Origin of the sequence: Peribacillus simplex NBRC 15720 = DSM 1321 (genome assembly GCF_002243645.1) — a bacterium.
Taxonomy (GTDB): Bacteria; Bacillota; Bacilli; order Bacillales; family DSM-1321; genus Peribacillus; species Peribacillus simplex.
Genome location: NZ_CP017704.1, coordinates 1,420,127 through 1,432,972, shown reverse-complemented (window position 1 = coordinate 1,432,972; position 12,846 = coordinate 1,420,127). Strand labels below are relative to the sequence as shown.

The window sequence follows — 12,846 nt, the reverse complement described above, 5'->3', positions numbered from 1 at the left end:
TATTGACGGCACTTTATGTTGGCTTGGTGAAAAGGATGATTTAAACAAACAAAGTGAAGGAATTAAAAAAAGCGATGGGGTAAAAACCCCATCGCTTTTTTAGTCCATGGCTGTGCTTACGGGGTTTGTGAGGATTTCAAGGATTTCCATGGCGGCCGCTACTTTTTCCTTGTTGATATCAGGGAAAAGAAGATGGATGTCTTCACCTTCTTTGACAGACTGGGCTGCAATCTGTTGAAGTTCCGCCTTATGTTCAACCGTCAGGCCAATATCAAGCAATGTCATCGGCAGTTTAAGCACCTGGTAGATTGGCAGCAATTGTTTGATTTCTGAGAATTTCCCTTCTAAAACAAGCTGGACTAAAATGCCATATGCCACTTTTTCCCCGTGAAGTAAATGATGCGTTTGCGTGATGGTAGTCATGCCATTATGAATCGAGTGGGCACCGGCAACGCGCAGGTACTGGTCACCAAAGCCGCCAACTAGACCACTGGTGATGATGTTCGTTTCAATTACACGCTGCAGCGAGTCTGTCCATTTACCATTTTCCAAATCACCTAGGGCTTCCTCGCCATATGTCAATAAAACTTCCTGGCATTCCCTTGCGGCTAAATGGGCCAATTCAATACAAACGGACTTGGTGGCAAGCTTTTCGGCCAGTGCATTGCCTTCGTACCATTTCGCCAATGTATCGCCGATTCCAGCCCGTAAATAGTTAATAGGTGAATTCAGAAGAATACCTGGTTCGATAAATAACATCCAAGCGTTTCTTTCATGAATATCATAGCGGACATATGAACCATTATCATCATAAATGACACTCAACGGAGTCCAGGCCGCGCAGGTGGAAGCAAGGGTAGGAATGAGGATGATTTCCTTTTGAAGCGAGTTTCCGGCCGATTTGGCGAGGTCGAGCAGCTTACCGCCGCCAATGCCGATTAATGCATCCACACCGTGTTGAAGAGCAGACTTCTTGACGCGTTCAATTTCTGCGTCACTGCATTCCCCGCCGTATTTGAAAAAAATCGGCTCAATATTTTCTAAGGAAGGAAAAAAGGGTTCAGCAACTTCCCATGATTTTCTTCCATGAATAACGAGCACTTTACGAATGTTCCCTTTACTCAGTTTTGCTTCCAGGTTTTCAAGGACATTATCTTTACAGGCGTAATAAGCGGGGCCGCTGCGGACCTCCAGTAAGTTATTCATATTCGTTCTCCTTAATGAAAGGCCTGTTCCCAGTAAAGGGGAAGCAGGCCTCGATTATTTGATCATTTCATCCAGTCTGGTTTTCCGAATCCGGCAAATTTGTCATCGATCACTTTTTCAAACTGATCGGATTCCACAACTGATTTAATATCCTTTGCAAATTGAGCGTCTTCATCTTTTGTATTCACTGCAACAACGTTTCGATACATATCCGGCATTTTTTCTAAAACAAGGGCATCCTTTAGGTCCATTTTCGCTGCAAGAGCGAAGTTGCCAGGGACCGCTGATAGGTCAACACTGTCTGTTGCCCGTGGCAATTGAGCGGATTCCAATGGTTTGAGTTGGATGTTTTTTGGATTTTTCGTTACATCCTTTTCGGATATTTTTAAAGGATCGACATCTGGATCGACTTCAATCAACCCTTCATCCACCAGCACTTTAAGTGCACGTGCGAGGTTAACCGGATCATTGGGCACTGCAAGGGATGTACCGTCTTTAATTTCTTTCAATGATTTATACTTGTTCGAATATATGCCCATTGGTGCTGTTGGAACAATGATAAGGTCGGAAAGCTTCAAATCATTTTCTTTAGCGAAGTTATCCATGTACACTTTATGCTGGAATAGGTTGGCGTCGATCGAATGGTTGCCAAGCGACTTATTCGGCTGGATATAGTCGGTGAATTCGACGATCTCTATTTTGTAACCGAGATCTTCAAGACCGGGTTTGATGGCCTCTTTAACCATATCGGCGTAGGGCCCGGTAGTCGCCCCGATCTTCAATTCTTTTTTGTCTTCAGTTTTTGGGGATGCATCATCGCTCCCGCAAGCTGCCAAGCCAAGGGCAAGTGCACAGACTGATAATAACGAAGCTATTTTCTTCATTTGAAATTCCTCCTGAGTAATGAAATGTATTGAATCATTGAAAAAATGACTGATCCTATCGTTTGTTAACTATGTATGAGGCTTTGTCACCAACCATTTGAATGATTTGCACAAGGCAGATCAGCACGACGATCGTCGTGATCATGACTGTGTTGTCATAACGGTAATATCCGTACCGGATGGCCAGGTCGCCAATTCCGCCTCCGCCGATTGTCCCTGCCATTGCAGAGTAACCGATAAGCGAAATGGTCGTTAATGTAAGTCCTTGAATGATTCCCGGTTTTGCCTCTGGAAGAAGTACATCCTTAATGATCATCCATGGAGTGGCACCTACGGCAATTGCAGCTTCAATCACTCCTCTGTCTATTTCACGTAATGCCGATTCAACGATCCTTGCAAAAAAAGGTATTGCGGATACGGAAAGGGAAACAGAAGCCGCTCTTGGCCCTATCGTCGATCCCGTAAGAAGGTCCGTTAAAGGAAGGAGGGCGACCAATAGAATGATGAACGGGATTGAACGTACAATATTGACTGCGAAACCGAGAGATCGGTTCACGATGCTATTTTCAAAAAATAAATTCCTGGTTGTCGTAAACAGCAATACTCCAAGCGGTAAACCAATCAGCAGAGCTACTGCAAGGGAAACGCCGACCATATAAATCGTTTCAAGAAAGGCTTTATTAAGATCAGGTAAAATATTGATGATGGGATCAAGCAGTGACATGTTTTAACACCTCCACAGAACTGGAACGATTTTTTATATAGTCCAATGCCGAATGAATTTGGGCGGCATCGCCAATTAACTCGATGATCAAAATGCCTAAAGGGACATCCTGGATATACTCAATTTTACCGTGTAAAATATTACCCTTTACTGAATGGGATTGGAGAGTATCCGAAAGAATCGACTCACCGGCGGTATGCCCTTCGAATTGAATTTTAATAATCGTACCTTTACTTTCTTCAATCAAGTGCGAAGGGAGTTCGAAATCCAGTACACTGCTAATGAATTGCTTCGTTAATTCCTGCTTAGGCTGTGAAAATATTTCATAAACGGGACCTTCCTCAATTACCCGGCCATCCTGCATGACAGCGACTCGGTGGCATAGTTCTTTGACCACTTCCATTTCATGTGTAATCAACACGATGGTGATACCAAGCTCACTGCTTATCTTTTTCAATAACTGTAAAATCGCTTTTGTAGTTGTTGGATCAAGGGCTGAAGTCGCTTCATCACATAATAGTACAGTGGGATCATTCGCTAAGGCGCGAGCAATGCCGACCCGCTGCTTCTGTCCACCGCTAAGCTGTGCCGGATAAACATCTTTCTTATCGCTGAGGCCTACGATTTCCAACAATTCCAATACACGTAACCTGATGGCATCCTTCGATCGATGCGCGGCCTTTAAGGCGAAAGCGACATTTTCATAAACGGTTTTTGAACTGACCAGGGAAAAGTGCTGGAATATCATTCCGATTTTTTGGCGTTGTTTACGAAGCTCTTTACTTGATAAAGATGTTAAATCAATGCCGTCGATGATGATATTTCCACCTGTCGGACGTTCAAGCAAATTCAAGCAGCGGAGTAATGAGCTTTTTCCAGCTCCGCTGTAGCCGACAATTCCATACACTTCGCCTGTTTTAATGGTCAAAGAAACGTTATCCACTCCGATAACTCGGTTTTTCTTCGAGACGTATTCCTTTCGGACTGAACGGATTTCAATCATGAGCTTTCCCCCTTAAACATTAAAAAAGCTGCCTCTATCATTCAGAAAGAGGCAGCGAAATTATATCTCGTCTTATCTTTCAGAATGCAATCATCCTGCAGGAAGTGGCACCGTTCCCTAAGGGCGGTTGCTGGACATCACAGGGCCTGATCCCTCCGTCACTCTTGATAAGTAAATTATTATTTTAGAATATTTCAAGTTTTATAATATAATCTATATTATTTGTAAAATTCGACAATGTCAATCGTTTCTGTGATTTTGGGATGATTTTTGTCGTTAAATTTGGTACGGTCCGTTGAAAAGATTTGTGGAAAAAGGGCTATTATGTAATAATCCAGCATTTCCATCCAGGTTAATTATTCCAATATTTCCTTGTCAAAAAGGTAAAGTGGTACTACATTTATTATAGTAAAGTTAAAAAAAGGAAGATGAAACTATTGTTGTACAATGATGGGGGAGGCGATTGAATGATAGAGATTAAGACGGTAAATGATGTGGTTTGTGTGCAAGGGACTCCTGGCGGGAACAAGTCGGGGATGAGTGTTTATGTCTTTTTAACGGATGGCCTATTGATAGATACTGGAGCAGAGATTTTATTGGAAGAGCTTATTCCATTCTATGAGTCCTCAGACTTCGACTCAGTGGCCCTGACTCACTATCATGAAGACCATACGGGGGGCGCTGCATGGATACAGGAACATAAAAAGGTCCCGCTTTTCATTCACCCGATGTCGGTTGAGGTTTGTGCAAAGGATGCTGTATATCCTGAATATCGCAAAATTTTCTGGGGAAAGAGAGACGCCTTTAAAGCTGAGCCGCTAGGGAAGGCCATTCATTCCCGTACCCAAACGTGGGAGCCGATTTTTACACCTGGTCATGCGAAGGACCATATGGTGTATTTGAATCACAGTAATGGCATGCTCTTTTCAGGAGACCTTTTCGTAACGCCAAAAACAAAGCTTGTCTTACGGGAAGAGTCTGTCCCGGTCATCATCGATTCCATAAAAAAATTACTTCAATATGACTTCGGGGAAGTGTTTTGCTGCCATGCTGGGCATGTGCCTGATGGGAAGGAAATGTTTCGAAAAAAACTCGATTATTTGGAAAACCTCCAAGGTGAAATTTTACGCTTACATTCTCAAGGACTGACCGTTCATGAAATCCAGCAGGTCGTTTTACCGAACCGCTATCCCCTTATCGAGATATCTGGGCATGAATGGGATTCAGAGCATATCATTACATCGATATTAAAAGAAAAAGTATTGATTAATAAGGATAATCTAGCAAAACACTAATTAGTGGTTTTGTGTAATGGAAGAGGTTCTAAGCAAATTTCTTTTTGAACACCGTAGCACAAATTGTAATTTAATGGATAATTCGATACATTTAAACTGAAAATTAAATACGTCTAGAAAAAGGTGCAGGCAATATTTTTGAGGATTGTCTGCTTAAAAGGGAAGTCCGGTTAGAGTCCGGCGCTGTCCCGCAACTGTATATGAGAGCGATTCGAGTAATGCCACTGTCTTCTGCAAAAGGGGATGGGAAGGTTCGAAAAGCGATGATCATGAGCCAGGATACCTGCCTATTTTTAGCACAGCATCATAAGCCTACGAGGATAGGAGGTGTTAAGTGCGAAAATTGACAAAAGCATGTTTTTCATTTTTAGAAAAATGGAAAATTCATGTTTATTTTTTGTTATGTTTCGTTTCGTTTGCACTCTAACAACTTCTAATCGGGAAGTTGTTTTTTTATTTTTTAAGAAGGAATCCGATTTAATAGTAGACTTTTATCAAAATCATAAGGAGAACTCTTCTTCCTATGGAACAAAGAAAAGTATTCTTTATAAAAAATTTAAAGAGGTGTAATGCATGTTTGGAACAGTTAGGTACTATACGGATTTTTTAAAAGCTCAGGTTATGTATAATTTTTCTGGGGAGGAAATGGTTTCTTTAAGTGAAAATTATGCAAGGTTGAACAAGGAAATTAATGTGAAGGCAAAAAATTCAAATGAAAAAGTAGAGTATTTACTTAATCTTGAAAAGGCTTATGTAATAATTAATAAAGAAATGTTCGGGCTAAAGGAAGAGTTGGCAGTTTTATAAAAAGGAGCCACCTAAAGGAGGCTCCGAACATTATTATTTATTTTCGTTTGGATCTGTTTCATCATAAAAATCATGTGCTTCTTCAATGTTTTGAAGGTCAGCAGCTGAATAAACATTTCCACCAGCCAGTCCTTCATTGATGTAACGGTCGATGTCTAAGAAAGCGGAGTTCTTGCCTTCATATTCGGTATCCTTCAAAAATGTCATTTTTTCTTTATCCAAGATAAATCCCTCCTAGCCTTTTCTTTAGTTTAGGCAAAGGAGTTTTTTTTATTCTGTTTAGGGATTTCATGAATGTAAAGGGGGGTCATTCGTATACATGGAAGATCATTAAATCATGTATCATGCTTTTGAGTTTGGCTTCATCTGTTTCAGAGGGCGGATTGGCTGTCCACTCGATGGATCCATCTTTATGATACAAGGCCTGGACTGCCTGCTTGTTGAAGTAAAAGGAAATTTTCCATCCTGGCAGATTCTTATGCAATGGTGCCCATTGAAAATGAGTGATCATATGTATTACCTCCATATATACAGTTTCTCATTTAATTATAATGGAAAACAGCAGCTGGAGGTGTTATTTTATTGTCAGGTTAGGAAAAGTTAATTCAATGAAAAGATTTTTTAAATGCAAAAGCCTGTTTGTTTCAATTTCCTCCTCATCGAATTGCATGGGCTTTGAGTTAACTTCGTATATGAAGAGAGAGCCTGATTCGTCTTCCCCTATATCAATGGAAAACTCTCCGAGAAACCCGATTTTTTTTGAAAGTATCTCTCCGCATTTTTGGGCGATTTTCGCTAATTTTAGATCCAGGCTTCTTGATTGCAGGTCTTGATAAGGAAAAAGCTTACCCCCTCGGGGAGTGTGGGTGGTGATTTCCTGAGTTTGTGACATCCTTACCGCTTTGCCGGTCACTTTATAAAAACCTTTTTCATAATGAACCAGAATCCGGTAATCGTAACGATGTCCAAAAAGTTTTTTTGGTATGATCGCCTGTTGAGCAATGTAGCTCCTTTTTAATAAATCCCTTTTTTTTGTTTCCCAGAATGATGCGAAGTCCGGGAAGGACTCACTATGCTTTAAGCTATTGAACAATAGTGTATCATCATTATTTTTGATTATGGTATAAATGCCCTGCCCTTGGCTTCCTTTGCAGGGTTTAAGGTATATATGCCTGTAGGTCTCCAGGAAAGCATCAAGGCAACCGCTGTTTCGTAAGACCATAGTGGGGGGAAGGTGATTGGTGAGGGATCCATCTTCCATTAATGCTTCGAACATCACATATTTATCTATAAAACAGGGGTTGAATAGATTCAATCGGCATTCTTTAAAATATTTGATGAGATTTTGGAATTCCTCTGACGCCTCATAGCTCCTCGAGGGGATACGGTTATAGACGATGTCAGGTAAGGGCACTTTACATTCAATCCACTTGTTTGAAATGGAGGAAAAAACATAAGCTCTCATCGACTCAGAATGAAGGGCATTTCCTGTGAATACATACGCCAATATTCCGTGTTTCAATAAATATAAGGATAGGTCCCGAAAAAGGTTCAGGTTTCCACCCAAACCTGATTCCTTTTTGGGATTGGAAATGGTTAAAATTCCGACAGCAAGCATCCGGTTACCTGGAAACATTGTGATTGGAATAAGGGGTTGATTTGAATGGTCCTTTTTATAGCTGATTTCCTCTTCGGCAGAGCCGGCGAAAAGCTCCGCATTCTCATGAGTGTGGTACCAATTTTCAGTGGGGATATCGTAAAAAATGTTCATCGCGGCACACTGATTGATTTCGTAATCGTCTGTTCCGTTAGATAAATGGCATAATCAAGGCTTAGCTTTCTGGTCAGCAATTCGAAATCCTTGAGTTTTGGATGGGAGAAGATGGAACGTCCCGGTTTGGAATTGGCTTCAAACATCCAAACCTGCCCTTTTTTATCCAATCCAAAATCAAATCCTATTTCTGCAATGATGCCAGCCAAGTTCTTTTCTATACTGTCACTTAAAATCAGTGCGGCTTCCGATAGCTTTCGTTCGACTTCCTTGGCCTCATAGTCATCTCCAAACAGTTCTGCAACCGTTTTGATGACACCCCCGCTTTTAATGTGGGTCGTGACACTGCCGGCGCCTGCGATTTTTGCGGCGATCGCGGTTACCTGCCATTCTCCATTACTGTCCTTGTTCGTATGAACCCGGAAATCCACTGGACGTTTTTCAGATCGAATTAATGGGATGCCCTGCTGCACGATAAGATTCTCAAGCGGTCGGTCGTGAAAAATATGTTTAACAATGGATTCCAATGTTGAAAACTTTTGAAGTTTATTTTCTTTTGCTTCATTTGTATAGCGGCAATAGTAAACATCCTCATGCTTATCATAAAGAATTTGGTGAATCCCTAGACCGAGGCTGCCGTGAATGGGCTTTATATAAACTTGCCGGTAATGGGAAAGAAGGGTTTCCACCACGGACATGGATTGAAATGGGTACGTTTCCGGTAAATAAGGCAGTGCCCGCTCATCAGCGCATAACCTTTCATTTACATCCCATTTATTGAAAAAACCTGGATTATACCAAGGAATGGTATATTCTTTTTGGAATTTTTGCTTCACTTCTTTAGGTCCATCGCGGTTTTCCATCAAACGATTTGGGAGACGGTCATAGATGACATTAGGAAAAGGAAATTCATTAATGTGCCAGTCATCGTTATCAAATACATAGCCTTTGATTGTCTCCTCATCCCAATTGATTACATTCTCTCCAAAAACAAAGGGGATACAGCCTGTGGTCCTGCTAAGCGAAAGGAGCTTTGAGAAAAATTCCGATCTCTCCCCTAATGGTTTGTTTGAAAGGCCAGTGAAGCCTGAAGAAAAAATTCCGACAAGGGGTCCTATATGGATGCTCTTGCCGTATATGAATAAATGAAGGGGAATATCGGTATGATCGAATATTAGAGATTCCGCAAGACTTTCAGATAGGACGATTGATTGATTGACTGCCGGGTTTTGTTTGATGATGGCAGGACATGAATGTCGTCCGAAATAAATTAATTCAATCTCTGCCAAATCTCCAAGCTCTGAAGGGTAGAAGAGAACATTGCCAGGGATAGCGGCAATTTCGGCAGGATAAGTCTTTCTCACTTTCTATTCACCTGCTTTCTGAAGATGTTCGGCTAAATACTGGCTATATTGAAACGGTGCGCGATGAATATCTTTCATGGTCTCCGGCTGAAGTGCCTGAATGATTTTCCTTCCGGGCTTCGAGTTAATGTCCATTATCCATATTTGACCTTTTTTATCGATGCCTAGGTCAATCCCCAACTCGAATAATCTTTCAAAGACAGCTTCGGTTTCTATGGGCAGGGTACGAAGGATATGCTGAATCTTTCGTTCGACAGCAATCGTAATCGTTTCCGGGTTTCTTTTGATGAAAGTATCCAGTGAAAAGGCTTCCCCGCCTGTGGCAAGATTTGAGGTAATTCCGTCTTTTTGTCCCGTCCGAATTCCGCGACCCCGTTCCATCCAGTGATTCCTCTCGTTTTTTTGAAGTAAAATCCGTAAATCAAATGGCTCGTTATTTTGGTTGCAAAGTTCCAAATATGGCTGGCAGAGGTAACGGTATCGATTTAATAAATGCTGCAGCCATTTGTTAAGCTGAGATTTGGAAGAGAATTGGCGGTCATATTTGGTGCCCTTTTTCGTCATGGATACCAAAGTGCCGTCTTCGGTATTTGAAAGAAGATAGATTCCTGTACCGCCTGCACCGAATTCAGGTTTGATGATGATTTTATCCAGGCGTTCCAAATGACCGGTTATATCTTCAGGTGTCGTCACTTGTACGGTCTCTGGAAAAAATGCCTGTAGGTGTGGATGGTTTTTTAGGATTTGGTACACTTCCCACTTACCAGGAAGGCCCAGCCCTAAGAAATTCGAGTTATCTTTTAACCAATCGATTTTGTGTCGCGTTTCGGTTGACTCACGAACTAATCCGTGAAAACAGCGATCATATACAAAATCAGGTAAATCAAAAGATGCGGCGATCCAAGTTTCGTTTTCGGCATCAAAACGCTCGCCCCGCACTTTTTTTAGACCCATATCTATATTTTCCGGTAAGAATTTACAAACTTTCATATTAAATGATTTAGCGGTTTTGGCTATTTCGGTGAAGTAGTTGTTTTCATGTATATCCGACGCGGCCATTAATCCTATTAACACGTGCTAGCAACTCCTTTTATGGATGGTTTTCGCGGTTAAGGGCAAGCATGAAATCTATGATTGACTTTACTGACGGACGAAATGTTTCATAGTTGCCTTGAAATTTTTTCGACGGTTTTGAATTCACTTCGATGATCCATGGATGGATATCGGTATCCAGTGCTAAATCGATCCCTAGCTCACCGAATGAATCGTCATGGTTTTCCACTAAGGCGTGGGCAGTGTTTTTAGCCAGCCGTACGAGCTTTTGATATATGCGGCTGGCGTCCTGAAGGTCAAATGCTTCCTTTAGAAAATCCGGTCCATTTTTCATCAATCCGCCTTGTGCAATATTGGAAACGATAGTACCAGGGTCCCCAATCCGGGCAACCATTGATGAAACTTTCCATTCAAGCTGATCATTCCGATGAAGAAGTATGCGGAAATCAACTTTTCTCTGATCGGTTTCGAATAGGGGAATCCCTTTTTGAAGAATGAAGGATTGTTTTCTGGAAAATCTTTTTAAGGTTTCATACAACTTTTCATCCGTATCAGCAAAATGCACATCCTGGAGATGTCCAGATTGCTCGATTTTCCATTTTCCAGCTACTTGCGTTAATCTGCAAATATTCCTGCCTTGGCTGCCTGATACGGGTTTAAAGTAGATTACCGAATGCTTTTCTATAAATGTGAAGAAAGATTCCTTTTCGTTAAAAAGTATCGTCTCTGGCAAATTAGGCAACAGCTCATCTTCTAAGATTAGCAGCTCATGTACATGATGTTTGGAGAGGAACCTTCCATTGAACATCGGTTTTGACCGCTCCTCCAGTTCAGTTTTAAACAGTTTGAAAGAATGCGATTCCTCAACTTTGCGCGAATGAATCCGGTTATAAAATACATCAGGAATGGGGAGGGGCAAGGTTTGCCAGCCATCTTGCCCTGGCAGGTAGCCTTCAACAACTCCATCTTGAAGAGACTGCAGTTTTACTAAATAGAAGGGGATGCCCTGCTGATTACAATATGATTTCATTTCCTGATAAAATTTTTCCATCTCGCCGAATGTCCCGTCTTGTAAGGGAGTCTGGTTCATGAGTGAAGCGAAGAATGGGCCTATTTTAATTGACCTTCCCTCCGCATGGTATGAGACGGAGATTGGATCGGAAAAAATGGGTAAAGTTAAAATTTGGTTCATATCATATGAAAGTTTCAATGTAGGCTGGGATGACGGAAATGGCTGGACAAGTACCGGCACGGAACGGCATCCAGCCATGATCGTTACGGGTTCTCCAAATTGAAGGCCCCATCCCTCAAATAGTTTTTCTTCGATAAACAGTAGCGCCTTCTTTCTAGTCTCTGCGGGATTTACCGTAATGAAAACTTTCTGATGGTTAAGGTTCATAATAATTCCCCGTTTGCACTAAGTTTGATATCCTTTTATAATTAAATGCTGGGCAAATGTGGATAACACATTCTATGTTTTTTTAATTAGAAGGTGTCATCAAGCCTCTATTTCGAGCAATAAAAGGAGAAATTCCATGTGTGAGTTTTGGGTAACGATACTGTTTATGGTCGTCGTAGGTGCTGTAATAGGTGGCTTCACTAATTTATTAGCTATCAGAATGCTGTTCAGACCCTATAAACCAATCTATATTTTCGGGAAGCAGCTGCCGTTGACACCAGGGTTGATTCCGAAGCGGCAGGATGAGTTAGCCAAACAATTAGGCAAATTGGTGGTTGATCATTTAATCACGCCAGAGAGCATTCAAAGTAAAGCCATCAATGATGCCTCTATACAGAATATGAAAATTTTCGTGAAGGCAGAAGTAAAGAAAGCATTGTCCACGGAAAAAAGTACTGCTCAATTGCTTGATCAATTGGGAATGAAGAATTCTTCATTTACGTTAGAACAGAGATTTCAAACATTCATTCTTGGTAAATATGAAACCTGGTCGGAAGAGAACAGGAGCAAGAGCTTGAAGGATATCGTCCCGCCACACATTCAGCAAAAAGCCCTCGACTCGATTCCTGATTTGTCACGTTTCATCGTGAAAAAGGGAAAAGAATATTTTTACAGTTCAGAAGGTAAAAGCCGTCTTGAAGACATGTTGGATGATTTTTTCAAGGAACGGGGCAAGCTGATCAATTTAATTCAGATGTTCATTGGAAACGAAAAGTTAATTGATAAGATTCTGCCGGAAATCATTAAGTTCTTTGAACAATCGAGAACGATTGATATATTGTCAGTGATGATGGTGAAAGAGTGGGGAAATCTCGAGAAATGGGATGTAGAGAAAATCGAGGGAATGGTTGGACGAGAAACGATAAAACAAATGATTACCGAAAAAACGGCTGAAATGCTGCCTGTCGCTTCGATCATGAATAAGCCGGTTCGAGAATTGACGGCCAATTTCTCGGACACCATTGTGGAAAAGGGCGTCCCGATCTTCGTGGAAAAAGGTGCCGAGTACTTAATCAATCATTTTCAGCCGCTATTCCAAAAACTGCATTTGGGCGATATCGTGGAAGAACAGGTTTCATCATTTTCGGTGTCCCGACTTGAGGAAATGGTCGTTTCCATCACTAAGAAGGAATTGTCGATGATCACATACCTTGGGGCTCTGCTTGGTGGAATAATCGGTTTATTTCAAGGTTTCGTAACTGTTTTAATAGGATGACGTGTAATTCGCAATCGGATTTGTTATAGTGGAAAAGGTGTAGGAATACAATGATTACCGGGAG

General features: G+C 41.4%; 13 protein-coding genes and 2 riboswitches. Of the genes, 3 read left to right on the top strand and 10 right to left on the bottom strand.

Annotated elements, in window-relative coordinates:
- Nucleotides 1-99: 99 nt before the first annotated feature.
- The 4 genes from BS1321_RS06790 to BS1321_RS06775 all read right to left on the bottom strand — a co-directional run bounded on the left by BS1321_RS06790 (nucleotide 100) and on the right by BS1321_RS06775 (nucleotide 3,817).
- Complete coding sequence (locus tag BS1321_RS06790) at nucleotides 100-1,206, bottom strand: iron-containing alcohol dehydrogenase family protein (RefSeq protein WP_063232294.1); 1,107 nt, start codon at nucleotides 1,204-1,206, stop codon at nucleotides 100-102.
- A gap of 62 nt (nucleotides 1,207-1,268) precedes the next feature.
- Nucleotides 1,269-2,090, bottom strand: coding sequence for a MetQ/NlpA family ABC transporter substrate-binding protein (locus tag BS1321_RS06785; protein WP_063232293.1), 822 nt, complete (start codon nucleotides 2,088-2,090; stop codon nucleotides 1,269-1,271).
- A gap of 55 nt (nucleotides 2,091-2,145) precedes the next feature.
- On the bottom strand, nucleotides 2,146-2,814 hold the full coding sequence (locus BS1321_RS06780; RefSeq protein ID WP_063232292.1) for a methionine ABC transporter permease: 669 nt from the start codon (nucleotides 2,812-2,814) through the stop codon (nucleotides 2,146-2,148).
- Entirely contained in the window at nucleotides 2,801-3,817 is a 1,017-nt protein-coding gene (locus BS1321_RS06775) for a methionine ABC transporter ATP-binding protein (RefSeq protein WP_063232291.1), read from the bottom strand. The genes BS1321_RS06780 and BS1321_RS06775 overlap by 14 nt, the downstream gene beginning before the upstream one ends.
- Before the next feature lie 69 nt (nucleotides 3,818-3,886).
- Nucleotides 3,887-3,991, bottom strand: a riboswitch (SAM riboswitch).
- Nucleotides 3,992-4,284: 293 nt separating this feature from the next.
- Here BS1321_RS06775 and BS1321_RS06770 point away from each other — a divergent pair.
- Nucleotides 4,285-5,112 carry an MBL fold metallo-hydrolase gene (locus tag BS1321_RS06770; RefSeq protein ID WP_063232290.1) on the top strand — a complete coding sequence of 276 codons (828 nt, stop codon included), beginning with the start codon at nucleotides 4,285-4,287 and terminating at the stop codon, nucleotides 5,110-5,112.
- A gap of 104 nt (nucleotides 5,113-5,216) precedes the next feature.
- A riboswitch (cobalamin riboswitch) is annotated at nucleotides 5,217-5,417 on the top strand.
- Nucleotides 5,418-5,685: 268 nt separating this feature from the next.
- Entirely contained in the window at nucleotides 5,686-5,919 is a 234-nt protein-coding gene (locus BS1321_RS06760; protein ID WP_063232288.1) for a hypothetical protein, read from the top strand.
- Between the two features lie 33 nt (nucleotides 5,920-5,952).
- Here BS1321_RS06760 and BS1321_RS06755 read toward each other — a convergent pair whose 3' ends face one another.
- The 6 genes from BS1321_RS06755 to BS1321_RS06730 all read right to left on the bottom strand — a co-directional run bounded on the left by BS1321_RS06755 (nucleotide 5,953) and on the right by BS1321_RS06730 (nucleotide 11,506).
- Nucleotides 5,953-6,141 (bottom strand): hypothetical protein, encoded by a 189-nt coding sequence (locus BS1321_RS06755; RefSeq protein ID WP_063232287.1) that lies wholly within the window; start codon nucleotides 6,139-6,141, stop codon nucleotides 5,953-5,955.
- An 85-nt stretch (nucleotides 6,142-6,226) separates the two neighbouring features.
- Nucleotides 6,227-6,430, bottom strand: coding sequence for a YheE family protein (locus BS1321_RS06750; protein WP_063232286.1), 204 nt, complete (start codon nucleotides 6,428-6,430; stop codon nucleotides 6,227-6,229).
- Between the two features lie 63 nt (nucleotides 6,431-6,493).
- Complete coding sequence (locus BS1321_RS06745) at nucleotides 6,494-7,690, bottom strand: YheC/YheD family endospore coat-associated protein (RefSeq protein ID WP_063232285.1); 1,197 nt, start codon at nucleotides 7,688-7,690, stop codon at nucleotides 6,494-6,496.
- Complete coding sequence (locus BS1321_RS06740; protein ID WP_063232284.1) at nucleotides 7,687-9,054, bottom strand: YheC/YheD family endospore coat-associated protein; 1,368 nt, start codon at nucleotides 9,052-9,054, stop codon at nucleotides 7,687-7,689. Before BS1321_RS06740 ends, BS1321_RS06745 begins: the two co-directional genes overlap by 4 nt.
- Before the next feature lie 3 nt (nucleotides 9,055-9,057).
- The gene (locus BS1321_RS06735) at nucleotides 9,058-10,128 is read right to left on the bottom strand and encodes a YheC/YheD family endospore coat-associated protein (protein ID WP_063232283.1); all 1,071 of its coding nucleotides are present in this window, start codon (nucleotides 10,126-10,128) and stop codon (nucleotides 9,058-9,060) included.
- A gap of 16 nt (nucleotides 10,129-10,144) precedes the next feature.
- Nucleotides 10,145-11,506 (bottom strand): YheC/YheD family endospore coat-associated protein, encoded by a 1,362-nt coding sequence (locus BS1321_RS06730; protein ID WP_081112842.1) that lies wholly within the window; start codon nucleotides 11,504-11,506, stop codon nucleotides 10,145-10,147.
- 136 nt (nucleotides 11,507-11,642) lie between these two features.
- Here BS1321_RS06730 and BS1321_RS06725 point away from each other — a divergent pair, with 136 nt between their 5' ends.
- Nucleotides 11,643-12,782 (top strand): DUF445 domain-containing protein, encoded by a 1,140-nt coding sequence (locus BS1321_RS06725; RefSeq protein WP_063232280.1) that lies wholly within the window; start codon nucleotides 11,643-11,645, stop codon nucleotides 12,780-12,782.
- Nucleotides 12,783-12,846 lie beyond the last annotated feature (64 nt).

What these genes read in the sequence shown, in the direction of transcription:
- BS1321_RS06730 (WP_081112842.1), bottom strand. Translation starts at nt 11,506, where the DNA reads ATGAACCTTAACCATCAGAAAGTTTTCATTACGGTAAATCCCGCAGAG.
- BS1321_RS06750 (WP_063232286.1), bottom strand. Translation starts at nt 6,430, where the DNA reads ATGATCACTCATTTTCAATGGGCACCATTGCATAAGAATCTGCCAGGA.
- BS1321_RS06770 (WP_063232290.1), top strand. Translation starts at nt 4,285, where the DNA reads ATGATAGAGATTAAGACGGTAAATGATGTGGTTTGTGTGCAAGGGACT.
- BS1321_RS06780 (WP_063232292.1), bottom strand. Translation starts at nt 2,814, where the DNA reads ATGTCACTGCTTGATCCCATCATCAATATTTTACCTGATCTTAATAAA.
- BS1321_RS06745 (WP_063232285.1), bottom strand. Translation starts at nt 7,690, where the DNA reads ATGAACATTTTTTACGATATCCCCACTGAAAATTGGTACCACACTCAT.
- BS1321_RS06725 (WP_063232280.1), top strand. Translation starts at nt 11,643, where the DNA reads ATGTGTGAGTTTTGGGTAACGATACTGTTTATGGTCGTCGTAGGTGCT.
- BS1321_RS06785 (WP_063232293.1), bottom strand. Translation starts at nt 2,090, where the DNA reads ATGAAGAAAATAGCTTCGTTATTATCAGTCTGTGCACTTGCCCTTGGC.
- BS1321_RS06775 (WP_063232291.1), bottom strand. Translation starts at nt 3,817, where the DNA reads ATGATTGAAATCCGTTCAGTCCGAAAGGAATACGTCTCGAAGAAAAAC.
- BS1321_RS06790 (WP_063232294.1), bottom strand. Translation starts at nt 1,206, where the DNA reads ATGAATAACTTACTGGAGGTCCGCAGCGGCCCCGCTTATTACGCCTGT.
- BS1321_RS06760 (WP_063232288.1), top strand. Translation starts at nt 5,686, where the DNA reads ATGTTTGGAACAGTTAGGTACTATACGGATTTTTTAAAAGCTCAGGTT.